This window comes from Serratia sp. CY83965, from assembly GCF_052166375.1.
Lineage (GTDB): Bacteria > Pseudomonadota > Gammaproteobacteria > Enterobacterales > Enterobacteriaceae > Serratia > Serratia marcescens.
This window is the reverse complement of the sequence record NZ_JBJNOV010000023.1, coordinates 1-24,382: the sequence shown is the minus strand read 5'-3', so window position 1 is coordinate 24,382 and position 24,382 is coordinate 1. Positions and strand designations below refer to the sequence as shown.

The window sequence follows — 24,382 nt, the reverse complement described above, 5'->3', positions numbered from 1 at the left end:
AACCCTGATTCACCCAATCGCGATGGACGACGGTCTGCGTTTCGCAATCCGTGAAGGCGGCCGTACTGTAGGCGCTGGTGTTGTTGCTAAAGTTATCGCTTAATCGCTGATAAAGTTTGACGCGACACGCGGTAAAAGGGCATCATTTGATGCCCTTTTTCTACGCTGTGAACTAGAACCTATCTCATCAGCGATTTTGCAGTCATAATCATTGGTGAGATGGGCTCTTAAACCGTATTGACTGAATACGTCATGGCGTAAAACACCGGGATATCGCTAGTGCGGTATCCGATCGGTTTGGTTTGCCTCGCAATGCGAGGCAAAGTTGTTTGTTCTGAATCATCATTGTGACAGGTTGGTTTATGAGTGCGAATACCGAGGCTCAAGGGAGCGGACGCGGCCTGGAAACGGCAAAGTGGCTGATCGTCGCCGTTCTGTTGGTTGTGGCTATTGTCGGTAACTATTACTACCGTGATTTAAGCCTGCCATTGCGCGCGCTGGCAGTTGTGCTGATCATCGCCGTTGCAGGTGCAGTGGCTCTGATGACCACCAAAGGCAAAGCCACCGTTGCGTTTGCCCGTGAAGCGCGTACCGAAGTACGTAAAGTGATTTGGCCAACTCGTCAGGAAACGCTGCACACCACGTTGATCGTCGCCGCGGTAACCGCCGTGATGTCACTGATTCTGTGGGGGCTGGATGGTATTCTGGTCCGTCTGGTGTCGTTTATTACTGGCCTGAGGTTCTAAAATGTCTGAAGCTCCAAAAAAACGTTGGTACGTCGTTCAGGCGTTTTCCGGTTTTGAAGGTCGCGTAGCACAATCGCTGCGTGAACACATCAAACTGCACGATATGGAAGAGCTGTTCGGCGAAGTGATGGTGCCTACGGAAGAAGTGGTTGAAATCCGTGGCGGCCAGCGTCGCAAAAGCGAGCGTAAGTTCTTCCCTGGCTATGTGCTGGTGCAGATGGTGATGAATGACGCCAGCTGGCACCTGGTGCGCAGCGTACCGCGCGTCATGGGGTTCATCGGCGGTACGTCTGACCGTCCAGCGCCGATCAGCGATAAAGAAGTTGATGCGATCATGAACCGTCTGCAGCAGGTCGGTGACAAGCCGCGTCCGAAAACGCTGTTCGAGCCGGGCGAGCTGGTGCGCGTCAACGACGGCCCGTTTGCCGATTTCAATGGCGTGGTCGAAGAAGTCGATTACGAGAAGAGCCGCCTGAAAGTTTCCGTTTCCATCTTCGGTCGTGCAACGCCGGTGGAACTGGACTTCAGCCAGGTTGAAAAAGGCTGATCGAATAATCAGCAGTAAGCGGCCTGTTGCCGCTTGTCAAAGGCGTGAAATTGAACTACAATTTCGCGCCTTTTGTTTTTAGATGCCTTGCCTGATGTTTGTCCGGCGAGGTTAAACACGGGGAGCCTCTCACGAGGCGATACTACCCAAACCGAGGAAATTTAAATGGCTAAGAAAGTACAAGCCTACGTCAAGCTGCAAGTTGCAGCTGGTATGGCTAACCCGAGCCCACCAGTGGGTCCAGCTCTGGGTCAGCAGGGCGTTAACATCATGGAATTCTGTAAGGCGTTCAATGCTAAGACTGACAGCATTGAAAAAGGTCTGCCGATTCCGGTTGTTATCACCGTTTATTCTGATCGCTCCTTCACTTTCGTTACCAAAACCCCGCCAGCAGCAGTTCTGCTGAAAAAAGCGGCTGGTATCAAGTCTGGTTCCGGTAAGCCGAACAAAGACAAAGTAGGTAAAGTGACCCGTGCTCAGGTACGTGAAATCGCAGAAACCAAAGCTGCGGACATGACTGGTTCTGACGTTGAAGCGATGACTCGCTCCATCGAAGGTACCGCTCGTTCCATGGGCCTGGTAGTGGAGGATTAAGAGATGGCTAAGCTGACCAAGCGCATGCGCGTGATCCGTGACAAAGTTGATGCTACTAAACAGTATGACATCACTGAAGCTGTTGCTCTGCTGAAAGAGCTGGCCACCGCTAAATTCGTAGAAAGCGTTGACGTTGCCGTTAACCTCGGCATCGACGCTCGTAAATCTGACCAAAACGTTCGTGGTGCTACCGTTCTGCCACACGGCACCGGTCGTTCCGTTCGCGTTGCCGTATTTACCCAAGGCGCTAACGCTGAAGCTGCGAAAGCTGCAGGCGCAGAGCTGGTAGGTATGGACGATCTGGCTGAGCAGATCAAGAAAGGCGAAATGAACTTCGACGTTGTTATTGCTTCCCCGGATGCAATGCGCGTTGTTGGTCAACTGGGCCAGATCCTGGGTCCACGTGGCCTGATGCCAAACCCGAAAGTGGGTACCGTTACTCCGAACGTTGCTGAAGCAGTGAAAAACGCTAAAGCAGGTCAGGTTCGCTATCGTAACGACAAAAACGGCATCATCCATACCACTATCGGTAAGGTTGATTTCGACGCAGACAAACTGAAAGAAAACCTGGAAGCCCTGCTGGTTGCGCTGAAAAAAGCAAAACCTTCTCAGGCGAAAGGCATGTACATCAAGAAAGTTAGCCTCTCCACCACCATGGGTGCTGGCGTTGCTATCGATCAGAGCGGTCTGTCTGCCGCAGCGAACTAATCGCACTTGCGATTATCGCTTTGACTTGGGGCCGAGATTTGTCTAGAATCTTATGCCCCAAGGTTTTGCTATTGGCTATGCCGTAGGCAAAACAAAGATTTTTCGGTTGGAGCCTGGCCTATCCAGGCCTCCGTCCAAGACCGCAGGTGTATCGCAAGATACTTAATCCTTCCTGCGTAGACGGTGACAGAGCCTAAGAAAATTTTTCTTTTTTATAAAAGAATGTCTTTGCTGGATTCTGCTCACCGTGTTAAGCCGCTCGGCGTGGCGTTTTACAAAGCGCCGAGTGAAGTGAGTTCCGGGGGATTTTCCCCGGCTAATCCAGGAGCAAAAAGCTAATGGCATTAAATCTTCAAGACAAACAAGCGATTGTTGCTGAAGTCAGCGAAGTAGCCAAAGGCGCGCTGTCTGCGGTTGTTGCGGATTCCCGCGGCGTTACCGTAGATAAAATGACTGAACTGCGTAAAGCAGGTCGTGAAGCTGGCGTTTACATGCGTGTTGTTCGCAACACCCTGATGCGTCGCGTAGTTGAAGGCACTCCATTCGAATGCCTGAAAGACACGTTTGTCGGTCCAACCTTGATTGCATTCTCTCACGAACACCCGGGCGCTGCTGCTCGTCTGTTCAAAGAGTTCGCGAAAGCGAATGCAAAATTCGAGGTTAAAGCTGCGGCCTTTGAAGGTGAGCTGATCCCAGCGGCGCAAATCGACCGCCTGGCGACGCTGCCAACTTACGAAGAAGCGATCGCACGCCTGATGGCAACCATGAAAGAAGCCGCTGCCGGCAAACTGGTTCGCACTCTGGCTGCAGTACGCGATCAGAAAGAAGCGGCGTAAGCCACTCTTTCTTAGCCTTTGCTAACGTATTTAAACTATTTCTGAATTTTAGGAACAATTGTTATGTCTATCACTAAAGACCAAATCCTGGAAGCAGTTGCCGCTATGTCCGTAATGGACGTTGTTGAACTGGTTTCCGCTATGGAAGAAAAATTCGGCGTTTCTGCTGCTGCTGCTGTAGCTGTAGCTGCTGGCCCAGCTGAAGCTGCTGAAGAGAAAACTGAATTCGACGTTATCCTGAAAGCTGCAGGCGCTAACAAAGTTGCTGTTATCAAAGCAGTACGTGGCGCTACCGGCCTGGGTCTGAAAGAAGCTAAAGACCTGGTTGAATCTGCTCCAGCCGCTCTGAAAGAAGGCGTGAGCAAAGATGACGCAGAAGCTCTGAAAAAATCTCTGGAAGAAGCTGGCGCAGAAGTTGAAGTTAAATAAGCCAACCTTTCCGGTTGCAGCCTAGTCTTTTAGGCTGATGGCTGGTGACTTTTTAGTCACCAGCCTTTTTGCGCTGTAGGGCGCCAGTAGCGTTTCACACTGTTTGGCTGCTGGTTTCGCCTCCCAATGTTTGTTTCTATTGACGACTTAATATACCGCGGTCTTTGCACTACCAGGAGTTCTGGGGGAAGGCGCGATGAAATGGTTTAAGCGTGATAGCAAGAGACATTGCGGAAAGTGTTCCCGCTTTCCGGTCGACAAAACGGTGTTGCATGAACTGTCCCTAATCGGACGGACAGATTGGGTCACTGATCAGCGAGCTGAGGAACCCTATGGTTTACTCCTATACCGAGAAAAAACGTATTCGTAAGGATTTTGGTAAACGTCCACAAGTGCTGGACATACCATATCTCCTTTCTATCCAGCTTGACTCGTTCCAGAAGTTTATCGAGCAAGATCCAGAAGGGCAGTACGGCCTTGAAGCCGCATTCCGTTCTGTTTTCCCTATCCAGAGCTACAGTGGCAATTCGGAGCTGCAATACGTTAGCTACCGTCTTGGTGAGCCGGTCTTCGACGTCAAAGAGTGCCAGATCCGTGGTGTGACGTTCTCTGCACCGCTGCGCGTAAAACTGCGCCTGGTTATCTATGAGCGCGAAGCGCCTGAAGGTACGGTCAAAGACATCAAGGAACAAGAAGTCTACATGGGCGAAATTCCGCTCATGACCGAAAACGGCACCTTTGTGATCAACGGTACTGAGAGGGTTATCGTATCTCAGTTGCACCGTAGTCCTGGCGTATTCTTCGACAGCGATAAGGGTAAAACCCACTCCTCGGGTAAAGTGCTGTACAACGCACGCATCATCCCTTACCGCGGTTCATGGTTGGACTTCGAGTTCGATCCGAAAGACAACCTGTTCGTGCGTATTGACCGTCGCCGCAAATTGCCTGCGACCATCATTCTGCGCGCGCTGAACTACACCACTGAACAGATCCTCGACCTGTTCTTTGACAAGATCGTCTTCGAAATCCGCGACAACAAGCTGCAGATGGAGCTGGTGCCAGAGCGCCTGCGTGGTGAGACCGCTTCGTTCGATATCGAAGCCAACGGCAAGATCTACGTAGAGAAAGGCCGTCGCATCACCGCTCGTCATATCCGTCAGCTGGAAAAAGACGACATTCAGAGCATTGAAGTACCGGTAGAGTACATCGCGGGCAAAGTGGTCGCGAAAGACTATATCGATACCAATACCGGCGAACTGATCTGCGCAGCCAACATGGAGCTGTCGCTGGATCTGCTGGCCAAGCTGAGCCAGTCCGGCCACAAGCGCATCGAAACGCTGTTCACCAACGATCTGGACCACGGCGCGTACATCTCTGAAACGCTGCGTGTCGATCCGACCAACGATCGTCTGAGCTCGCTGGTAGAAATCTACCGCATGATGCGTCCTGGTGAGCCGCCAACGCGCGAAGCTGCCGAAAGCCTGTTCGAGAACCTGTTCTTCTCCGAAGACCGCTACGATCTGTCCGCGGTTGGCCGTATGAAGTTCAACCGTTCTCTGCTGCGCGACGAGATCGAAGGTTCGGGCATCCTGAGCAAAGACGACATCATCGAAGTGATGAAGAAGCTCATCGATATCCGTAACGGCAAGGGCGAAGTGGACGATATCGACCACTTGGGCAACCGCCGTATCCGCTCCGTTGGCGAAATGGCCGAGAACCAGTTCCGCGTAGGTCTGGTGCGTGTTGAGCGTGCGGTGAAAGAGCGTCTGTCTCTGGGCGATCTGGATACCCTGATGCCTCAGGACATGATCAACGCCAAGCCGATTTCGGCGGCGGTGAAAGAGTTCTTCGGCTCCAGCCAGCTGTCCCAGTTCATGGACCAGAACAACCCGCTGTCCGAGATCACGCACAAGCGTCGTATCTCCGCACTGGGCCCGGGCGGTCTGACCCGTGAGCGCGCCGGCTTTGAAGTTCGAGACGTACACCCGACCCACTACGGCCGCGTGTGCCCAATCGAAACGCCGGAAGGTCCAAACATCGGCCTGATCAACTCCCTGTCCGTGTACGCACAGACTAACGAGTATGGCTTCCTGGAAACCCCGTACCGCCGCGTGCGTGACGGCGTGGTGACCGATGAAATCAACTACCTGTCTGCTATTGAAGAAGGCAACTTCGTTATCGCCCAGGCGAACTCCAACCTGGATGAAGAAGGCCGCTTCGTAGAAGACCTGGTCACCTGTCGTAGCAAAGGCGAATCAAGCCTGTTCAGCCGCGACCAGGTTGACTACATGGACGTATCCACCCAGCAGGTCGTTTCCGTTGGTGCTTCACTGATTCCATTCCTGGAACACGATGACGCCAACCGTGCATTGATGGGTGCGAACATGCAACGTCAGGCCGTACCAACCCTGCGCGCTGACAAGCCGCTGGTCGGTACCGGTATGGAACGCGCCGTAGCGGTAGACTCCGGCGTAACCGCCGTTGCCAAACGTGGCGGTGTGATCCAGTACGTGGATGCTTCCCGTATCGTTATCAAAGTTAACGAAGACGAGATGTACCCGGGCGAAGCAGGTATCGATATTTACAACCTGACCAAGTACACCCGTTCTAACCAGAACACCTGCATCAACCAGATGCCGTGTGTGAATCTGGGTGAGCCAATCGAGCGCGGCGACGTGCTGGCGGATGGCCCATCGACAGACCTGGGCGAACTGGCATTGGGCCAGAACATGCGCGTAGCCTTCATGCCTTGGAACGGCTACAACTTCGAAGACTCCATCTTGGTCTCCGAGCGCGTGGTGCAGGAAGATCGCTTCACCACCATCCACATCCAGGAACTGGCGTGCGTGTCTCGCGACACCAAGCTGGGGCCTGAAGAGATCACCGCCGACATCCCTAACGTGGGTGAAGCGGCGCTCTCCAAGCTGGATGAATCCGGTATCGTGTATATCGGTGCTGAAGTGACCGGCGGCGACATTCTGGTCGGTAAGGTAACGCCTAAAGGCGAAACCCAGCTGACGCCGGAAGAGAAGCTGCTGCGTGCGATCTTCGGTGAGAAAGCGTCTGACGTTAAAGACTCTTCTCTGCGTGTGCCGAACGGCGTTTCCGGTACGGTTATCGACGTGCAGGTCTTCACCCGCGATGGCGTGGAAAAAGACAAGCGCGCGTTGGAAATCGAAGAGATGCAGCTGAAGCAGGCGAAGAAAGACCTGACTGAAGAACTGCAGATCCTGGAAGCCGGCCTGTTTGCGCGTATCCACGCGGTGCTGGTTGCCGGTGGCATCGAAGCCGACAAGCTGAGCAAGCTGCCGCGCGATCGCTGGCTGGAACTGGGCCTGACCGACGAAGAGAAGCAAAACCAGCTGGAGCAGCTGGCTGAGCAGTACGACGAACTGAAATCCGACTTCGAGAAGAAGCTGGAAGCCAAGCGTCGTAAGATCACTCAGGGCGACGATCTGGCGCCGGGCGTACTGAAAATCGTCAAGGTTTATCTGGCCGTTAAACGTCAGATCCAACCGGGTGACAAGATGGCGGGCCGCCACGGTAACAAGGGTGTTATCTCCAAGATCAACCCGATCGAAGATATGCCTTACGATGAAAACGGCACGCCGGTAGACATCGTACTGAACCCGCTGGGCGTACCATCACGTATGAACATCGGTCAGATCCTGGAAACCCACCTGGGTATGGCTGCGAAAGGCATCGGTGAGAAGATCAACCAGATGCTGAAGCAGCAGCAGGAAGTGGCCAAGCTGCGTGAGTTCATCCAGAAGGCCTACGATCTGGGCGACGACGTTTGCCAGAAAGTTGACCTGAACACCTTCAGCGACGACGAAGTGCTGCGTCTGGCAGAGAACCTGAAAAAAGGTATGCCGATCGCAACGCCGGTGTTTGACGGTGCGAAAGAGACTGAAATCAAGAAGCTGCTGGAAATGGGCGGAATCCCGACCTCCGGTCAGATCACGCTGTTCGATGGCCGTACCGGTGAGCAATTCGAGCGCCAGGTTACTGTCGGCTATATGTACATGCTGAAACTGAACCACTTGGTTGACGATAAAATGCACGCCCGTTCAACCGGTTCTTACAGCTTGGTTACTCAGCAGCCTCTGGGTGGTAAAGCGCAGTTCGGTGGTCAACGCTTCGGTGAGATGGAAGTGTGGGCACTGGAAGCATACGGCGCGGCTTATACCCTGCAGGAAATGCTCACCGTTAAGTCGGATGACGTTAACGGCCGTACCAAGATGTACAAAAACATCGTGGATGGCGATCACCGGATGGAGCCAGGCATGCCGGAGTCCTTCAACGTACTGTTGAAAGAAATCCGCTCGCTCGGCATCAACATCGAACTGGAAGACGAGTAATCGTCATTCCGGCTCAGGCTCCCCGCCTAAGGGAGCCTGAGGGTGGTTGTTCAGGTCACACGGGTACCTACTGCGGTTGTGGGTGCCCAACAGGTTTAACTCCGACAGGAGCCAATCCGTGAAAGACTTATTGAAGTTTCTGAAAGCGCAAACTAAGACCGAAGAGTTTGATGCGATCAAGATTGCTCTGGCCTCGCCAGACATGATCCGTTCGTGGTCGTTCGGTGAAGTTAAGAAGCCGGAAACCATTAACTACCGTACGTTCAAACCAGAGCGTGACGGCCTTTTCTGCGCCCGTATCTTCGGGCCGGTAAAAGATTACGAGTGCCTGTGCGGTAAGTACAAGCGCTTGAAACACCGCGGCGTGATCTGTGAGAAGTGCGGCGTTGAAGTGACCCAGACCAAAGTGCGTCGTGAGCGCATGGGCCACATCGAACTGGCTTCCCCGACTGCGCACATCTGGTTCCTGAAATCGCTGCCATCCCGCATCGGTTTGCTGCTGGATATGCCGCTGCGTGACATCGAACGCGTACTGTACTTCGAATCCTATGTGGTGGTCGAAGGCGGTATGACCAACCTCGAGCGTCGTCAGATCCTGACCGAAGAGCAGTATCTGGACGCGCTGGAAGAGTTCGGTGACGAATTCGACGCCAAGATGGGTGCGGAAGCTATTCAGGCCCTGTTGAAAAACATGGATCTGGAAGCCGAGTGCGAGCAGCTGCGTGAAGAGCTGAACGAAACCAACTCCGAAACCAAGCGCAAGAAGCTGACCAAGCGTATCAAGCTGCTGGAAGCGTTCGTACAGTCCGGCAACAAGCCGGAGTGGATGATCCTGACCGTGCTGCCGGTACTGCCGCCGGATCTGCGTCCACTGGTTCCGCTGGATGGCGGCCGTTTCGCGACGTCGGATCTGAACGATCTGTATCGCCGCGTGATCAACCGTAACAACCGTCTGAAACGCCTGCTGGATCTGGCTGCGCCGGACATCATCGTGCGCAACGAAAAGCGTATGCTGCAAGAAGCGGTAGACGCCCTGCTGGATAACGGCCGTCGCGGTCGTGCGATCACCGGTTCCAACAAACGTCCTCTGAAATCTTTGGCCGACATGATCAAAGGTAAGCAGGGTCGTTTCCGTCAGAACCTGCTCGGTAAACGCGTTGACTACTCCGGCCGTTCCGTAATCACCGTAGGTCCATACCTGCGTCTGCATCAGTGCGGTCTGCCTAAAAAGATGGCGCTGGAGCTGTTCAAACCGTTCATCTACGGCAAGTTGGAGCTGCGTGGCCTGGCCACCACCATCAAAGCCGCCAAGAAAATGGTTGAGCGTGAAGAAGCCGTCGTTTGGGATATCCTGGACGAAGTGATCCGCGAACACCCGGTACTGCTGAACCGTGCACCAACCCTGCACCGTTTGGGTATCCAGGCGTTTGAACCGGTTCTGATCGAAGGTAAAGCGATCCAGCTGCACCCGCTGGTTTGTGCGGCATACAACGCCGACTTCGATGGTGACCAGATGGCCGTTCACGTGCCGCTGACGCTGGAAGCCCAGCTGGAAGCGCGTGCGCTGATGATGTCCACCAACAACATCCTGTCCCCAGCGAACGGCGAGCCAATCATCGTTCCTTCTCAGGACGTTGTACTGGGTCTGTACTACATGACCCGCGACTGTGTTAACGCCAAGGGCGAAGGCATGGTGCTGAACGGTTCCAAAGAAGCTGAGCGCGTATACCGCGCCGGCCTGGCGTCTCTGCATGCGCGCGTTAAAGTGCGTATCACCGAAGACGTCAAAAACGCCGAAGGCGAATGGACTTCTCAGACCAGCATCATCGACACCACCATCGGCCGCGCCATCCTGTGGATGATCGTACCGAAAGGTCTGCCGTACGCGATCGTTAACCAGCCTTTGGGCAAGAAAGCGATCTCCAAGATGCTGAACACCTGTTACCGCATCCTGGGCCTGAAGCCGACCGTTATCTTTGCTGACCAGATCATGTACACCGGTTTTGCTTACGCAGCCCGTTCCGGCGCTTCCGTAGGCATCGACGACATGGTTATCCCGGCCAAGAAGGCGGAGATCATCGAAGAAGCGGAAACCGAAGTTGCCGAGATCCAGGAGCAGTTCCAGTCTGGTCTGGTTACCGCCGGCGAACGCTACAACAAAGTGATCGATATCTGGGCTGCAGCGAACGAACGCGTTGCTAAAGCGATGATGGAAAACCTGTCGGTAGAAGACGTGGTTAACCGTGACGGCGAAGTGGAACAGCAAGTTTCCTTCAACAGCATCTTCATGATGGCCGACTCCGGTGCGCGTGGTTCCGCCGCTCAGATTCGTCAGCTGGCCGGTATGCGTGGTCTGATGGCGAAGCCGGACGGCTCCATCATCGAAACGCCAATCACCGCGAACTTCCGTGAAGGTCTGAACGTACTCCAGTACTTCATCTCCACCCACGGTGCTCGTAAAGGTCTGGCGGATACCGCACTGAAAACCGCGAACTCCGGTTATCTGACCCGTCGTCTGGTTGACGTGGCGCAGGATCTGGTGGTGACCGAAGACGACTGTGGCACCCACGACGGCATCCTGATGACTCCGGTTATCGAAGGTGGCGACGTGAAAGAGCCGCTGCGTGAACGCGTTCTGGGTCGTGTGACGGCAGAAGACGTCCTCAAGCCGGGTACGGCGGACATTCTGGTGCCACGCAACACCCTGCTGAACGAGAAGGCGTGTGACCTGTTGGAAGAGAACTCTGTCGACAGCGTTAAAGTCCGTTCCGTGGTGAGCTGTGAAACCGACTTTGGTGTGTGTGCAAACTGCTATGGTCGCGACCTGGCACGTGGCCACATCATCAACAAAGGCGAAGCCATCGGCGTTATCGCGGCACAGTCCATCGGTGAGCCGGGTACACAGCTGACGATGCGTACGTTCCACATCGGTGGTGCGGCATCTCGTGCGGCTGCTGAATCCAGCATTCAGGTGAAAAACAAGGGTAGCATCAAGCTGAGCAACGCGAAGTTCGTTATGAACGCCGCAGGCAAGCTGGTGATCACCTCGCGTAACACCGAACTGAAACTGATCGACGAATTCGGCCGTACCAAAGAAAGCTACAAGGTGCCTTACGGCGCCGTGATGGGCAAAGGCGACGGTGAAGAAGTTAATGGCGGCGAAACCGTCGCTAACTGGGATCCGCACACCATGCCGGTCATCAGTGAAGTCAGCGGCTTCATTCGCTTCGCGGACATGGTTGACGGCCAGACGATTACTCGTCAGACCGACGAACTGACCGGTTTGTCTTCTCTGGTTGTTCTGGACAGCGCAGAGCGTACCGGTAGCGGTAAAGACCTGCGTCCGGCACTGAAAATCGTTGACGCTCAGGGCGAAGACGTATTGATCCCAGGTACTGATATGCCTGCTCAATACTTCCTGCCGGGCAAAGCGATCGTTCAGCTGGAAGATGGCATTCAGATCGGTGCGGGTGATACCCTGGCGCGTATTCCTCAGGAATCCGGCGGTACCAAGGATATTACCGGTGGTCTGCCGCGCGTTGCCGACCTGTTCGAAGCGCGTCGTCCGAAAGAGCCGGCAATCCTGGCTGAAATCAGCGGGATTATCTCGTTCGGTAAAGAGACCAAAGGCAAACGTCGCCTGGTGATCTCTCCGCTGGACGGCAGCGACGCTTACGAAGAGATGATTCCGAAATGGCGTCAGCTCAACGTGTTCGAAGGCGAAGTGGTGGAACGTGGTGACGTCGTTTCCGACGGCCCAGAGTCTCCGCACGACATTCTGCGTCTGCGTGGCGTGCATGCGGTTACCCGCTACATCACCAACGAAGTGCAGGAAGTTTACCGTCTGCAAGGCGTTAAGATTAACGATAAGCACATCGAAGTTATCGTTCGTCAGATGTTGCGTAAAGGCACCATCGTTAGCGCTGGTGGCTCCGAGTTCCTGGAAGGCGAGCAGGCTGAAGTGTCTCGCGTCAAGATTGCCAACCGTCAGCTGGAAGCTGAAGGTAAAATTGCGGCAACCTTCTCGCGCGATCTGCTGGGTATTACCAAGGCTTCCTTGGCGACCGAGTCCTTCATCTCCGCCGCATCGTTCCAGGAAACGACGCGCGTTCTGACCGAAGCTGCCGTAGCCGGCAAGCGCGATGAACTGCGTGGCCTGAAAGAGAACGTCATCGTGGGCCGTCTGATCCCAGCCGGTACCGGTTACGCTTATCATCAGGATCGCATGCGTCGCCGTGCTCAGGGTGAAGCGCCGGTTGTTCCGCAAGTCAGCGCGGAAGAAGCGACGGCTAACCTGGCCGAGCTGCTCAATGCAGGCCTGGGCGGCAGCGACGACGAATAATCGTCATCCGCGCCGCGGGCCCGGCATGCCGGGCCCATCGCCAGATAAACCGCTCCCTCGGGGGCGGTTTTTTTTCGCCTCATGCCGGGGCCGAGCAAACTTTGCTACTATGGTTACAGCAGAAATTGACCGGCGTTTTTTACCAGACAACCAAGGACAGTGCGAACATGGACAGCCTCATTACCTTCGAAAAATTGACGGCGCAACACCTGCCTTACCTGTATGAGATCCGCTTTTCCGTTGAGGAAAACCTGCTGCACCCGCATCAGATCCAGTATCTGCAGCGCAGGCAGGCGCTGGAGGACATCAACCAGGGCGGCGGCTGGATCTGCAAGCATGGCGACGACTATGCCGGCGTTGGCTTCGGGTTATTCATCCCTGAACCGCTGATCGGCGGCCTGTTCGTGAAGCCGGAATACCAGTCGAAGGGGATCGGCTCCGCCTTGTTGGCGCGGGTCACCGCCTGGATGTTTGAGCGCGGCGCCGAAGCGATCCACTTAACCACCGATCCCGGCTCCAAAGCTGAAGGCTTTTATCAACATCACGGTTGGGCCGTGGTCGGGCAGGATGAATTCGGCCAGGCCGAACTGGTAAAACGTAAAGAGGGTGAATAATGACAATCAAAGGATTGATGACGTTACTGCTGCTTTCGCTGTTCAGCACGCCGCTGTATGCGGCCGTTGACTATTTTTACCTGAAACCGCTCGATGGCGAGAAGATCAAGATAACCCGGCAGATGCTGGCGGCGATGCCGCAGCACACGATTAAAACCTCGACCAATTTCACCCCGGAAGATATGTTCACCGGCGTTGAGTTTGCGGAGTTAGTGAAAGCCTATCACCTGAAAGGCCAGTCGGTGCGCGCTTTCGCCTGGGATGATTACTCTTATTCGATGCCGATTGACGAGATGATTAAATACCGTGTGATCGTCGCCTACCAGCGCGGCGGCAAGCCGATCGACGTTGGTGAGTTGGGGCCGTTCGCCATTATTTATCCGCGCGATGGCTATGCTGAGCTGAATAACTTGGATGTGAATGCGAAAACCGTCTGGCAAGTTAAAAGGTTGGAGCTGAAATAAGATGAGCAAAAAACTGATCGGTACTCTTATCGCGTTGGTTGCCATCTTCTCCTTATTGATTTTGTTGATTGCCATTAATTTCGGCGGCGTAAAAGAGCGCTATAAGCAGATCGAGCCCAACCTGGACAACTACTCGGTGGCCGAGATCCTGTTTCTGGCGTTTGAAAGGACCAAAACCGCGCTGTTGCTCAGTGAAAACAACGATTACGACGCCTTCCAGATCAAAAAGAAAATCTTCTACTCGAAGATTCAGATCCTGGAGAGCCGTTCGACCTTCAGCGACTCTTTTTATTACGACGACGAGTTCATCAAAAATGTTGCGCTGCTGAAGCAGCAGTATCGCACGTTGGACGATCTTTCTGCCGGCTTGCTGGTGGGGCAGAAAAACAAGGCGGACATTCTCTCTTATATGGATGATATCGAGGGCACGCTGGTCGATATCCAGGAAATTATTTATCGGATACAGATTAAAAACTTTACCGAAGTGAAAGGCATCATCCAGGACAACTCGAGTAAAGCCGAGATGTTCGCCCTCTTTTCGCTGATTTTGGTGTTCCTGATGATGTTCCTGGTGCTGAGAAATGCCTTCTCGTTGAAAGAGATCATCAAGAACAAGAACATCTTTATCTCTTCCATCTACCACGAGATCGCCGGCTCGACCCAGGCCATCGTCATTGCCGCGGATATCATGGAACACGAGCTAGCGCAGGAAGAGTTGAAAAAAGAAGCCCGCCTGATCTCCTATCACGGCAACAAGATCGCCGAACAAACGCGCGAGGTGATGGATTATTCTCGGCTTGAGATGGGAGAAGTTAAAATCAATATTTCCACCTTCCGGCTGAATGAGGTGGTGGAGGATGCCGTAACCGGCATCGGCGCCGGGCGAGGCAATCGGCTCGTGATCCACCGTTCGTCTTATGCCGGCCTGATTGGCTCTGATAAATACAAGCTCTACCGAATATTGGCCAACCTGCTCAGCAACGCGGACAAATTTACCCACCACGGCGCGATCGTCCTCAATGTGAAGGTGTGTCACGGCAATCTGTATTTGCGGGTAAAAGACACCGGCATCGGGTTTAACGTCGATAATCTGGATCGGTTATATAAGGCGTTCAATCAGGGGCTGGAAAGGGAAACGCGGCAGGGGTTGGGGCTGGGGCTGACCATTATCAAAAATTACGTCACGACGATGAAAGGCGCCATCAAGGTCAAATCCGTCGAAGGGGTTGGCTCATCGTTTTTGATCCGCATCCCGATCAAACTAATTAAAGAATAGGTTCGACAGCAACAGCGAGGAGATAATCAGCGGCTTGGTCGGTTTTTCCACCAGGTGCACGTCATAGTGCAGGATCATATCGCCGATGTTTTTCTCGTAGTGATTCAGCTGGCCGGTCAGAATGATGATGCGGGCGTGCGGATCGAGGGCGTCTTTAATTTTCTTCACGACGCGTTCGGAAGTCTCGCCGAAGTCCAACAGCCAGTCCAAAATAAACGCCTCAAAGGACTGCTGCTCCAGCGCGGCCAGCATGGCGTCCGCCGTCTGAAAGGTCTCAGTTTCGATGCCGTAGCGGCTGGCGATCTTCTTCAACAGTTCGAGAATATCGCCGTCATTATCCAGGATCGCGATACGCGGGGCCGGCAGAAAGTCTATCTTATTGACTTTATACAGCGGGGCATCGGCTGCATATTCCCGATTGGTGTTGATGATGAAAAGGTCGTCCTTTTTGTAGGCGTAAGTTTCGTCGTTGTCCGCTTGCGTGACCGGGCGCTCGTCGACCTCAATGTTGCAGCGCTTGTGAATGCTGTTCATGATAAACACGCCGTTATGTGTCCGTTGGCCGGCAAACGGCTCGTTGAAATACTGGAAAACCTTTTTGACTTCATCGAGGGTGATGCCCCTTTTGCCATCCAGCTTCTGTTTGGCGCTGTTGTACTGAAGGTTCAGTATGTTGGCCATCGTGGAGGCATGTTTTCTGTCGCCTACTCCTTTCAGAGTGAGCAACGCGCTGATTGCATCGATGTAATTTGGCGTTTTCTTCATGACAACCTTGGCTTTTTGATGTTAACCGCGAGCGTTGAAAAACCTGTTTGAGGATCCGTGCTGGATTATAGATGAAGCCTCGGGTATTGCGGTGATATCAGTTTGATTTTCCTTGTCAAACTCAAAACACACTCGATACTGAATAAAAAAACACTCAAAAGACATTCACATTTCGCCGTTTATGTGGTTAATTAGCGCACATACTGTGTGATTCGCGTCCTGGGGGGGTGCCAGTCTCACAAAATAAACCGCCTGCTCTTGTCCGTAAGCAGGGAGCAGGCGGCAAAAAGATCCGCGGCCAGCACCAGGGCCATTGGCAGCACCGGGGATTATCCTTCAAGCTTCTCTTGTCGCGCATCTTCTTTGCAGTGTCTTCTTTTTCCACGCTCTCCACTTTCTGTTGTAACCGTCGCCCTTTGAATCTCACTCTGAGTTATTGCAGAACGCAGTTGCTCCTGTCAGCCGAGTCGCCAAAACGGCCTGTCCGCATGCCCCGCCGGCGCAAATCCAAGGAGGAACCGGAGTCGCGCAGAGAGTCTCTGCGCGATCCGGGATGGGATAAGGCGGGACCATCGAGAGGGAGACGGCCCCGGCCGACGCCGGGTTTGGCGGTCGGCAAGGTCACTATAAGCGGGGGGCTTGCCGACGCCAGCATCAGCGTTCAGCATTGCGCGGCCGCTCCAGCGTTTTCTTCACGCGGCGGCAAACGTTGCCGCTTATTGCGCACCGCGTCCCAGATAACCGTCCCAGTCTTTCCACACCGGCTGCAGCCCGGCGTTGCTGATGGCCTCGGCGACCTGCTGCGGCGTGCGGCCGTCGTGCGGTTCGAACTGTTCCAGCTCCGGCGGCACGTCATCGGCATAGCCGCCGGGCTGCGTCTTGGATCCGGCGCTGACGCTGTTGATCGCCACCGGGATCATATGATCGCGGAAGTACGGCGACTCACGCGTAGACAGTGACAGCTCAACGTCCGGCGCGAACAGCCGGAAGGCGCAGATCAGCTGCACCAGTTGAGGCTCGCTCATGATCGACGCCGGTTCAATGCCGCCGGCGCAGGGGCGCAGACGCGGGAACGAGATCGAGTAGCGGCTCTGCCAGTAAGTTTGCTGCAGGTAGAACAGATGTTCCGCCAGCAGGTAACAGTCGGTGCGCCAGCTGTTGGAGAGGCCGATCAACGCGCCGAGGCCGATCTTGTCGATCCCGGCGCGCCCCAGGCGATCCGGCGTGGCCAGGCGCCAATGGAAATCCTGCTTCTGGCCGCGCAGGTGATGCTGCAGATAGGTGGCCGGATGGTAGGTTTCCTGGTACACCAGCACGCCGTCCAGGCCCAGCGTTTTGAGTTCGGCGTACTCGTCCTGCGCCAGCGGCTGCACTTCCATCATCAGCGAGCTGAAGTGGCTGCGGATCGCCGGAATGTGCCGGCGGAAATAGTCCATGCCGACCTTGGTCTGATGCTCGCCGGTGACCAGCAACAGGTGTTCGAACCCCAGCGCCTTGATGGCTTCGCACTCGCGTGCGATCTCCGCCGCATCCAGTGTTTTGCGCTTGATGCGGTTGCTCATCGAAAAGCCGCAGTAGGTGCAGTCGTTGGCGCACAGGTTAGAGAGGTACAGCGGCACATAGAAGCTAACGACGTTGCCGAATCGCTGACGAGTCAGCTGCTGCGCGCGCTGCGCCAGCGGTTCCAGATACGGCGCGGCGGCGGGGGAGATCAGCGCCATAAAGTCGTCGCGCGTCAGCTTGTCGGCGTTCAACGCGCGTTCCACGTCGCGCGCGGTTTTGCCGTTGATGCGCAGCGTAATATCGTCCCAATCCAGCTGTTGCCAGCGGCTACTGAAATCGTCGCCCATCACTGTGCCTCCTCTGGCTGACTGAGGAAGGCGGTCAGCGGGCTGGAGGCGACCGCACCGCGCTGGCTCGAGCCTAATCCGGCGCTGCGCGCCAGTTCGCCGGCTTCCAACGCCTGGCGAAACGCCCGCGCCATTTGCACCGGGTCGCGCGCCACGGCGATGGCGGTATTCACCAGCACCGCGTCGGCGCCCAGCTCCATCGCTTCCAGCGCGTGGCTCGGCGCGCCGATGCCGGCGTCGACCACCACCGGCACTTTGGCCTGTTCGATGATGATCTCGAGGAAGTCACGGGTGCGCAGACCGCGGTTGGAGCCGATAGGGGCGCCGAGCGGCATCACCGCCGCGCAGCCCGCCTCTTCCAGCCGTTTACACAGCACCGGATCGGCGCCGCAGTAGGGCAGCACCACAAAACCGTCTTTCACCAGCGTTTCCGCCGCCTTCAGCGTTTCTATCGGATCAGGCAGCAGGTATTTCACATCGGGATGGATCTCCAGTTTCACCCAGCGGGTGCCGAGCGCTTCACGCGCCAGCCGGGCGGCGAACACCGCTTCGGCGGCGGTTTTAGCGCCGGAGGTGTTGGGCAACAGCCTGACGCCCAACTGCTGCAGCGGCGCCAAAATGGCGTCGTTGCCGCCGCGCAGATCGACGCGCTTCATGGCCATGGTCACCAGCTGTGAACCGGAGGCCGCCAGCGCCTCCAGCATCAATGCCGGGGTGGCGAACTTGCCGGTGCCGGTGAACAGGCGCGAGGTAAAAGTGGTATCGGCGATTTTCAGCATGTCAGCCTCCGGCGATCGCTTGAAACAGTAAAATATCGTCACCGTCCTGCACCTGGTGGTCGGCCCAGTCGGCGCGCGGGATGATGGTTTGGTTGATCGCCAGCGCGGTGCCCGGCTGGTGGCGTTCCAGCTGGGTCAGCAGGGCGGCAACGCTGAGCGGCTGCGCCAGCTCCAGCGGCTGATCGTTAAGACGGATCTTCATGCCGCGCCTCCGCATACCGGGCAGGCGCGGGCCTGGCTCAGTTGCAGCGTGCTCCAACTCTGCTGCTTGCCGTCGAACAGCCGCAGTTTCCCGCTGAGGGAGGAAGGCATGCCGGCCAGCATCTTGATGGCCTCCAGCGCTTGCAGGGTGCCGATCACGCCGACCACCGGGCCGAGTACCCCGGCGGTGCGGCAGTTGCGCTGCGGCTCTTCCTGCTCCGGGTACAGGCAGGCGTAACAGCCGTGTGCATAGGGCGGCTCGAGCACCAGCAACTGGCCGCTGAAGCCGACCGCGCTGCCGCTGATCAGCGGCTTGGCGGCGGCGATGCAAGCGGCGTTGACCTCATGGCGGGTCGCCATATTGTCGCAGCAGTCCAGCACCAAATCGGCGCGGGCGACCGCGTCGCGCAGCGCTTGCCCTTGCAGCCGCTGCGCCAGCGGGATGGATTCCACCAATGGGTTCAGCGCCTGCAGATGGCGTTGCGCCAGCGCCGCCTTACCGGTGGCGGTATCGGCGCTGCGGTAGAGGATTTGACGCTGCAGGTTGGTGACGTGCAGCTGGTCGTCGTCGGCCAACAGCAGCGTGCCGACGCCGGCGGCGGCCAGATACAGCGAAGCCGGGGAGCCGAGCCCGCCCAAACCGACGATCAGCACCGTGGCGCGCTTGAGTTTCTCCTGGCCTTCCGGGCCGACGTCCTCCAGCAGCAGTTGGCGGCTGTAGCGCAGGAATTCCTGATCGTTAAGCATCGTTCGGATCCTCGCCTTCGATCAGCCGCAGCAGCTCGGCCGTCGCCGCGCGCCAGTCCGGCGCCAGGGTGATGGCGCTGACCACCGCGACGCTGCCGACGCCGCACGCCAGCACCGCCGGTACGCGATCGATACTGATCCCGCCGATCGCCACCGTCGGGTAATCCGCCAGGCCGGCGATGTGGCGTTTCAACTCCGTCAGCCCCTGCGGCGCCGAAGGCATGTCTTTGGTTTGGGTGGGGAAGATGTGCCCCAGCGCGATGTAGGACGGTTTCACCGCCAGCGCGCGCGCCAGTTCGGCGTCGTCATGGGTGGACACGCCGAGCCGCAACCCGGCGCGGTGAATGGCCGCCAGATCGGTGGTATCAAGATCTTCCTGGCCCAGATGCACGCCGTAGGCGCCGTGCTTGATCGCCAGCCGCCAGTAGTCGTTGATGAACAGCCGCGCCTGATAACGCTGGCCCAGCGCGATGGCGGCGGCGATATCCTCTTCGACCTGCTCGTCAGGCAAATCCTTGATGCGCAGCTGGATGGTGGTGACGCCGGCCTCAAGCAGGCGAGCGATCCATTCCACGCTGTCGACGACCGGGTAGAGCCCCAGTTTGTAGGGCGTCGCCGGGAAGGGGGTCGTGATATCAGTCATTGCTTGTCTCCTCTTGCAGGGTGCCGGCGCTGTGATACAGCTCGCTGCCGCGGGCGCGGAACTCGGCGGACATTTTCTCCATGCCGGTCAGCTGCACTTCGATCGGCTTGGCGACCTCCTGGGCGGCGGCGTAGTCGCGCACCTCCTGCGAAATCTTCATCGAGCAGAATTTCGGCCCGCACATCGAGCAGAAGTGGGCGACCTTGCCGGATTCCTGCGGCAGGGTTTCGTCGTGATAGGCGCGCGCGGTGGCCGGATCGAGCGCCAGATTGAACTGATCTTCCCAGCGGAATTCGAAACGCGCCTTGGACATGGCGTTATCGCGGATCTGCGCGCCCGGATGGCCTTTGGCCAGATCGGCGGCGTGAGCGGCGATCTTGTAGGTGATCAGGCCCTGTTTGACGTCTTCTTTGTTCGGCAGGCCGAGGTGCTCTTTCGGCGTGACGTAACACAGCATGGCGCAGCCGAACCAGCCGATCATCGCCGCGCCGATGCCGGAAGTGAAATGGTCATAGCCCGGGGCGATATCGGTGGTCAGCGGGCCGAGGGTGTAGAACGGCGCTTCGTGGCAGTGTTCCAGCTCTTCGGTCATGTTGCGGCGGATCATCTGCATCGGCACGTGGCCCGGGCCTTCGATCATCACCTGCACGTCGTATTCCCAGGCGATTTTGGTCAGCTCACCCAGCGTATGCAGCTCGGCGAACTGGGCCTCGTCGTTGGCGTCCTGAATCGAGCCGGGGCGCAGGCCGTCGCCGAGCGACAGCGAAACGTCGTAGGCGGCGCAGATCTCGCAGATTTCGCGGAAGTGCTGATAGAGGAAGTTTTCCTGATGGTGCGACAGACACCATTTGGCCATGATCGAGCCGCCGCGGGACACGATGCCGGTCAGGCGTTTGGCGGTCATCGGCACGTAGCGCAGCAGCACGCCGGCGTGGATGGTGAAATAATCGACCCCTTGTTCCGCCTGTTCCAGCAGCGTATCGCGGAACATCTCCCAGGTGAGGTTTTCCGCCACGCCGTTGACCTTCTCCAGCGCCTGGTAGATCGGCACGGTGCCGATGGGCACCGGGCTGTTGCGCAGGATCCATTCGCGAGTTTCGTGAATATAGCGGCCGGTGGAGAGATCCATCACGGTGTCTGCGCCCCAGCGGGTGGCCCACACCAGCTTCTCCACCTCTTCTTCAATCGACGACGTGACCGCCGAGTTGCCGATATTGGCGTTCACCTTCACCAGGAAATTGCGGCCGATGATCATCGGCTCTGCCTCCGGGTGATTGATGTTGGCGGGAATGATGGCGCGGCCGGCGGCCACTTCCTGGCGCACGAACTCCGGCGTGATGTTGTCCGGCAGGTTGGCGCCCCAGCCTTGGCCCGGATGCTGGTGGCGCAGCACCTCGCCGCGAATGCGTTCGCGCCCCATGTTTTCACGGATGGCGATGAACTCCATCTCCGGGGTGACGATGCCGGCGCGGGCATAGTGCAGTTGGGTCACGCACTTACCCGGTAACGCCTTGCGCGGCAACGGCAGGTGTTCGAAACGCAGGTGATCGAGGCCTTCGTCCGCCAGCCGCTGTTGGGTGAAGCCGGAGCTGGCGCCGCTGAGCGTCGTGGTATCGCCGCGCGCGTCGATCCAGCCGGCGCGCAGCTTGGTCAGGCCTGCGTGCACGTCGAGCTCGGCCTGTGGATCGCCGTACGGGCCGGCGGTGTCATACACCGGGATCGCCTCGTTGGGTTCATACTGCGGGCTATCTTTGCTGCCGCCGATCAGGGTCGGGCTGAGCTGAATTTCGCGCATCGGCACCTGGATATCGCGGCGCGAACCCTGGAGGTAGATGCGGCGTGAGTTTGGGAAAGCCATGCCTTGCAGCGTGTCGATAAACTGCTGGGCGGCTTCGCGTTGCGCTTTACGGGCGCGCGGTGGATTAACGTTAGACATAGCAAGTTCCTACCAGTGTGTTGGGTTGGGAAAGTTGCTTGTCTGGAGCTCGGAGGGAGTAATGATGGTGGCCGATAAGGCAGGGCGCCCGCAAGGGGAAGGCCGTGCCTGTGGCGATAGATTACTCTTGTTCCCTTCGCGGGTATTAACCCGATCAGGTTCCGCGGATCCCGAATTAACGGTCTCAGCCTGGCTGATTCGATGAACAAATCAGGCGCTAGGCACTCCGACAAGATGCCCCCCAGTATAGGAGGGATAAGAAAAAAAACTATAAAATTTTAACGCGCCGGATCCAGTGTCTGGTCCGGCAGCGGTTGCTGCGCGGCTTCCGCTTCCAGTTGGATCAGCTTATCTTCCAGCGCAAAGCGCGCCGCCAGCGTTTCGCCGATATCCGACAAGGCCTGATGGAATTCCAGACAGACCTCCTGATCGATATCCACTTCGGTATAGCGATCGTGGAACGCCATGATCTGTTCGGTATTGGCCCATAGCTTGGGGTAGATGTTCACCGCCAGCGACATTTTCGGACTGGCTGCGCCTTCCACTTGTTTGATAATTCTGTCATAGATATGAAAATGCCCTGCGGAGAGGTAATCCACCAGGTTGTGGCAAAAGTTCTCCAGCGCTTTTTCATTCAGCGGCGTATGCTTTTCTTTATTCGGTTTGAGGCCTACCAGCGTGCAGTAGGCGACCAGCAACTGCTTGCGGGCCTGAAGCCATTGATCAACTAATTCATTACTACTGCCAACGCGCTGAGTCAGCCTTTCCAAACGGTTGAGCATGTTTGACTCCGTGTAAGTAACAAAAGTAACCGGTAAGTTATTAAAATGTAACAAAGCCGATTTGTAGAGTGCCAGTGAAGCTGAGGTTGTGCAACAACGATATGGAACTTGCATTAACGGGCAATGAAAACGGCTGGTGGATCGTCAGCCATGAAAGCAAACTTTGGTTACCGAACGGTGAATTGCCGTCGGGGACTGCCGCCGCCCTCGGGCTGCAGGGCCATATGGCGCGCGTCATCGGTGAGTGGGAGGGCGCGCCGGTCTGGCTGGTGCGCCAGGCGATGCCGCGGGAGATGGGGTCGGTGCGTCAGCTGTTGGATCAGGATCGCGGTCTGTTCCAGCTGGCCGGGCGCGGCGTGCAGCTGGCGGACTTCTACCGCTCCCATCGCTATTGCGGCTACTGCGGCCATGAGATGCACCTCAGCCGCACCGAAAGCGCCTGCCTGTGCGGCCATTGCAAAGAACGCTACTACCCGCAGATCGCGCCCTGCGTGATCGTCGCCATTCGGCGCGAGGATCAGATCCTGCTGGCGCAGCACGTGCGCCATCGCGGCGGCATTCACACGGTGCTGGCCGGCTTCGTCGAAGTGGGCGAAACGCTGGAGCAAGCGGTGGCGCGCGAAGTGATGGAAGAGAGCAATATTGAAATCAAGAACCTGCGCTACGTCACGTCACAACCCTGGCCGTTTCCGCACTCGCTGATGATGGCCTTTATGGCCGATTACCACCAGGGTGAGATTCGTCACGATCCCAAGGAGCTGCTCAATGCCGGCTGGTATCGTTACGACCAACTGCCGCTGTTGCCGCCGCCCGGCACCGTGGCGCGCCGGTTGATTGAGGACACCGTGGCGCTGTGCCGGGCAGAATAATGTACAATGGCCGGCAGATTATTAAGGGAGCCCCATAAATGACTGAGTTGAAGAACGATCGTTACCTGCGCGCGCTGTTGCGCCAGCCGGTGGATGTGACCCCCGTATGGATGATGCGCCAGGCCGGTCGTTATTTACCGGAGTACAAGGCGACTCGCGCCCAGGCCGGTGATTTCATGTCGCTGTGCAAGAACGCGGAGCTGGCCTGTGAGGTTACGCTGCAGCCGCTGCGCCGCTATGCGCTGGACGCCGCCATCCTGTTCTCCGATATTCTCACCATTCCCGACGCCATGGGGCTCGGCCTGTACTTTGAAGCCGGCGAAGGCCCGCGTTTCAGCTCCCCCGTCACCTGCCGCGCCGACGTCGACAAACTGCCGGTGTTCGATCCGGAAGTGGAGCTGGGCTATGTGATGAACGCGGTGCGCACCATTCGCCGCGAGCTAAAGGGCGAAGTGCCGCTGATCGGCTTCTCCGGCAGCCCGTGGACGCTGGCTACCTATATGGTTGAGGGCGGCAGCAGCAAGGCCTTCACCAAGCTGAAGAAGATGATGTATGCCGAACCGGCCACGCTGCACCTGTTGCTGGACAAGCTGGCGGACAGCGTGATCCTGTACCTCAACGCCCAGATCAAGGCCGGCGCGCAGTCGGTGATGGTGTTCGACACCTGGGGCGGCGTGCTGACCGGGCGCGATTACCGCGAGTTCTCGTTGCACTACATGCACAAGATCGTCGATGGCCTGCTGCGTGAAAATGACGGCCGCCGCGTGCCGGTGACGCTGTTTACCAAAGGCGGCGGGCAGTGGCTGGAGGCGATGGCCGCCACCGGCTGCGATGCGCTGGGGCTGGACTGGACCACCGATATCGCCGACGCGCGTCGGCGCGTGGGCGACAAA

Annotated in this window: 21 protein-coding genes, 1 pseudogene and 1 riboswitch; of the genes and pseudogenes, 14 read left to right on the top strand and 8 right to left on the bottom strand. The window is 57.0% G+C overall.

The genetic code is table 11. The features are described from left to right. From ACJ8PL_RS25175 to ACJ8PL_RS25120, 12 genes and pseudogenes are all read left to right on the top strand, one after another. Positions 1 to 103 (top strand): annotated as a pseudogene (locus tag ACJ8PL_RS25175) (EF-Tu/IF-2/RF-3 family GTPase); the annotation flags it as partial. Positions 104 to 362: 259 nt separating this feature from the next. After that, complete coding sequence (gene secE / locus ACJ8PL_RS25170) at positions 363 to 746, top strand: preprotein translocase subunit SecE (protein ID WP_442531453.1); 384 nt, start codon at positions 363 to 365, stop codon at positions 744 to 746. 1 nt (position 747) lies between these two features. Beyond that, complete coding sequence (gene nusG, locus ACJ8PL_RS25165; protein ID WP_004929914.1) at positions 748 to 1,293, top strand: transcription termination/antitermination protein NusG; 546 nt, start codon at positions 748 to 750, stop codon at positions 1,291 to 1,293. A gap of 165 nt (positions 1,294 to 1,458) precedes the next feature. Further along, complete coding sequence (rplK, locus tag ACJ8PL_RS25160) at positions 1,459 to 1,887, top strand: 50S ribosomal protein L11 (protein WP_004929911.1); 429 nt, start codon at positions 1,459 to 1,461, stop codon at positions 1,885 to 1,887. Positions 1,888 to 1,890: 3 nt separating this feature from the next. Then, positions 1,891 to 2,595, top strand: coding sequence for a 50S ribosomal protein L1 (rplA, locus tag ACJ8PL_RS25155; RefSeq protein ID WP_004929908.1), 705 nt, complete (start codon positions 1,891 to 1,893; stop codon positions 2,593 to 2,595). 338 nt (positions 2,596 to 2,933) lie between these two features. Further along, positions 2,934 to 3,431, top strand: coding sequence for a 50S ribosomal protein L10 (gene rplJ, locus ACJ8PL_RS25150; protein WP_004929905.1), 498 nt, complete (start codon positions 2,934 to 2,936; stop codon positions 3,429 to 3,431). Between the two features lie 63 nt (positions 3,432 to 3,494). Beyond that, positions 3,495 to 3,860: a 50S ribosomal protein L7/L12 gene (gene rplL / locus ACJ8PL_RS25145; protein WP_004929903.1), complete on the top strand. Its 366-nt coding sequence runs from the start codon at positions 3,495 to 3,497 to the stop codon at positions 3,858 to 3,860. Between the two features lie 332 nt (positions 3,861 to 4,192). Continuing rightward, the gene (gene rpoB, locus ACJ8PL_RS25140; protein WP_004929900.1) at positions 4,193 to 8,221 is read left to right on the top strand and encodes a DNA-directed RNA polymerase subunit beta; all 4,029 of its coding nucleotides are present in this window, start codon (positions 4,193 to 4,195) and stop codon (positions 8,219 to 8,221) included. Between the two features lie 118 nt (positions 8,222 to 8,339). Then, positions 8,340 to 12,563, top strand: a complete 4,224-nt coding sequence (gene rpoC / locus ACJ8PL_RS25135) for a DNA-directed RNA polymerase subunit beta' (RefSeq protein WP_004929899.1) — start codon at positions 8,340 to 8,342, stop codon at positions 12,561 to 12,563. A gap of 167 nt (positions 12,564 to 12,730) precedes the next feature. Continuing rightward, positions 12,731 to 13,177: a GNAT family N-acetyltransferase gene (locus tag ACJ8PL_RS25130; RefSeq protein WP_016929429.1), complete on the top strand. Its 447-nt coding sequence runs from the start codon at positions 12,731 to 12,733 to the stop codon at positions 13,175 to 13,177. Then, a complete protein-coding gene (locus tag ACJ8PL_RS25125) occupies positions 13,177 to 13,641 on the top strand; it encodes a hypothetical protein (protein ID WP_016929428.1) in 465 nt (154 codons plus the stop codon). Before ACJ8PL_RS25130 ends, ACJ8PL_RS25125 begins: the two co-directional genes overlap by 1 nt. A gap of 1 nt (position 13,642) precedes the next feature. Beyond that, positions 13,643 to 14,917 carry a sensor histidine kinase gene (locus ACJ8PL_RS25120; protein ID WP_016929427.1) on the top strand — a complete coding sequence of 425 codons (1,275 nt, stop codon included), beginning with the start codon at positions 13,643 to 13,645 and terminating at the stop codon, positions 14,915 to 14,917. On the opposite strand, the gene ACJ8PL_RS25115 is transcribed toward ACJ8PL_RS25120, so the two are convergent. The 8 genes from ACJ8PL_RS25115 to rsd all read right to left on the bottom strand — a co-directional run bounded on the left by ACJ8PL_RS25115 (position 14,903) and on the right by rsd (position 22,620). Beyond that, positions 14,903 to 15,682: a helix-turn-helix domain-containing protein gene (locus ACJ8PL_RS25115; protein ID WP_028127641.1), complete on the bottom strand. Its 780-nt coding sequence runs from the start codon at positions 15,680 to 15,682 to the stop codon at positions 14,903 to 14,905. The genes ACJ8PL_RS25120 and ACJ8PL_RS25115 overlap by 15 nt on opposite strands. Positions 15,683 to 16,398: 716 nt before the next feature. Further along, positions 16,399 to 17,532: a 2-iminoacetate synthase ThiH gene (thiH, locus tag ACJ8PL_RS25110; RefSeq protein WP_016929425.1), complete on the bottom strand. Its 1,134-nt coding sequence runs from the start codon at positions 17,530 to 17,532 to the stop codon at positions 16,399 to 16,401. Continuing rightward, a complete protein-coding gene (locus ACJ8PL_RS25105; RefSeq protein WP_317006268.1) occupies positions 17,532 to 18,311 on the bottom strand; it encodes a thiazole synthase in 780 nt (259 codons plus the stop codon). The genes thiH and ACJ8PL_RS25105 overlap by 1 nt, the downstream gene beginning before the upstream one ends. A 1-nt stretch (position 18,312) precedes the next feature. Beyond that, positions 18,313 to 18,513 carry a sulfur carrier protein ThiS gene (thiS, locus tag ACJ8PL_RS25100; protein WP_016929423.1) on the bottom strand — a complete coding sequence of 67 codons (201 nt, stop codon included), beginning with the start codon at positions 18,511 to 18,513 and terminating at the stop codon, positions 18,313 to 18,315. Next, on the bottom strand, positions 18,510 to 19,259 hold the full coding sequence (locus ACJ8PL_RS25095; protein ID WP_004929883.1) for a HesA/MoeB/ThiF family protein: 750 nt from the start codon (positions 19,257 to 19,259) through the stop codon (positions 18,510 to 18,512). The genes thiS and ACJ8PL_RS25095 overlap by 4 nt, the downstream gene beginning before the upstream one ends. Further along, positions 19,252 to 19,902, bottom strand: coding sequence for a thiamine phosphate synthase (gene thiE, locus ACJ8PL_RS25090; RefSeq protein ID WP_097102966.1), 651 nt, complete (start codon positions 19,900 to 19,902; stop codon positions 19,252 to 19,254). Before thiE ends, ACJ8PL_RS25095 begins: the two co-directional genes overlap by 8 nt. Further along, positions 19,895 to 21,838 carry a phosphomethylpyrimidine synthase ThiC gene (gene thiC / locus ACJ8PL_RS25085; protein ID WP_261106839.1) on the bottom strand — a complete coding sequence of 648 codons (1,944 nt, stop codon included), beginning with the start codon at positions 21,836 to 21,838 and terminating at the stop codon, positions 19,895 to 19,897. The genes thiE and thiC overlap by 8 nt, the downstream gene beginning before the upstream one ends. A gap of 114 nt (positions 21,839 to 21,952) precedes the next feature. Continuing rightward, a riboswitch (TPP riboswitch) is annotated at positions 21,953 to 22,077 on the bottom strand. A 39-nt stretch (positions 22,078 to 22,116) separates the two neighbouring features. Beyond that, positions 22,117 to 22,620 (bottom strand): sigma D regulator, encoded by a 504-nt coding sequence (gene rsd, locus ACJ8PL_RS25080; RefSeq protein ID WP_442531452.1) that lies wholly within the window; start codon positions 22,618 to 22,620, stop codon positions 22,117 to 22,119. Positions 22,621 to 22,721: 101 nt separating this feature from the next. Between rsd and nudC the strand changes: the two genes are divergently transcribed. Both nudC and hemE read left to right on the top strand, forming a co-directional pair. Next, entirely contained in the window at positions 22,722 to 23,489 is a 768-nt protein-coding gene (gene nudC, locus ACJ8PL_RS25075; protein ID WP_028127642.1) for an NAD(+) diphosphatase, read from the top strand. Positions 23,490 to 23,527: 38 nt separating this feature from the next. Beyond that, the coding region (gene hemE, locus ACJ8PL_RS25070) for a uroporphyrinogen decarboxylase (RefSeq protein WP_442528110.1) at positions 23,528 to 24,382 on the top strand (855 nt) is incomplete at its 3' end.

What these genes read in the sequence shown, in the direction of transcription:
- secE (WP_442531453.1), top strand. Translation starts at nt 363, where the DNA reads ATGAGTGCGAATACCGAGGCTCAAGGGAGCGGACGCGGCCTGGAAACG.
- nusG (WP_004929914.1), top strand. Translation starts at nt 748, where the DNA reads ATGTCTGAAGCTCCAAAAAAACGTTGGTACGTCGTTCAGGCGTTTTCC.
- rplK (WP_004929911.1), top strand. Translation starts at nt 1,459, where the DNA reads ATGGCTAAGAAAGTACAAGCCTACGTCAAGCTGCAAGTTGCAGCTGGT.
- rplA (WP_004929908.1), top strand. Translation starts at nt 1,891, where the DNA reads ATGGCTAAGCTGACCAAGCGCATGCGCGTGATCCGTGACAAAGTTGAT.
- rplJ (WP_004929905.1), top strand. Translation starts at nt 2,934, where the DNA reads ATGGCATTAAATCTTCAAGACAAACAAGCGATTGTTGCTGAAGTCAGC.
- rplL (WP_004929903.1), top strand. Translation starts at nt 3,495, where the DNA reads ATGTCTATCACTAAAGACCAAATCCTGGAAGCAGTTGCCGCTATGTCC.
- rpoB (WP_004929900.1), top strand. Translation starts at nt 4,193, where the DNA reads ATGGTTTACTCCTATACCGAGAAAAAACGTATTCGTAAGGATTTTGGT.
- ACJ8PL_RS25130 (WP_016929429.1), top strand. Translation starts at nt 12,731, where the DNA reads ATGGACAGCCTCATTACCTTCGAAAAATTGACGGCGCAACACCTGCCT.
- ACJ8PL_RS25125 (WP_016929428.1), top strand. Translation starts at nt 13,177, where the DNA reads ATGACAATCAAAGGATTGATGACGTTACTGCTGCTTTCGCTGTTCAGC.
- ACJ8PL_RS25120 (WP_016929427.1), top strand. Translation starts at nt 13,643, where the DNA reads ATGAGCAAAAAACTGATCGGTACTCTTATCGCGTTGGTTGCCATCTTC.
- ACJ8PL_RS25115 (WP_028127641.1), bottom strand. Translation starts at nt 15,682, where the DNA reads ATGAAGAAAACGCCAAATTACATCGATGCAATCAGCGCGTTGCTCACT.
- thiH (WP_016929425.1), bottom strand. Translation starts at nt 17,532, where the DNA reads ATGGGCGACGATTTCAGTAGCCGCTGGCAACAGCTGGATTGGGACGAT.
- ACJ8PL_RS25105 (WP_317006268.1), bottom strand. Translation starts at nt 18,311, where the DNA reads ATGCTGAAAATCGCCGATACCACTTTTACCTCGCGCCTGTTCACCGGC.
- thiS (WP_016929423.1), bottom strand. Translation starts at nt 18,513, where the DNA reads ATGAAGATCCGTCTTAACGATCAGCCGCTGGAGCTGGCGCAGCCGCTC.
- ACJ8PL_RS25095 (WP_004929883.1), bottom strand. Translation starts at nt 19,259, where the DNA reads ATGCTTAACGATCAGGAATTCCTGCGCTACAGCCGCCAACTGCTGCTG.
- thiE (WP_097102966.1), bottom strand. Translation starts at nt 19,902, where the DNA reads ATGACTGATATCACGACCCCCTTCCCGGCGACGCCCTACAAACTGGGG.
- thiC (WP_261106839.1), bottom strand. Translation starts at nt 21,838, where the DNA reads ATGTCTAACGTTAATCCACCGCGCGCCCGTAAAGCGCAACGCGAAGCC.
- rsd (WP_442531452.1), bottom strand. Translation starts at nt 22,620, where the DNA reads ATGCTCAACCGTTTGGAAAGGCTGACTCAGCGCGTTGGCAGTAGTAAT.
- nudC (WP_028127642.1), top strand. Translation starts at nt 22,722, where the DNA reads ATGGAACTTGCATTAACGGGCAATGAAAACGGCTGGTGGATCGTCAGC.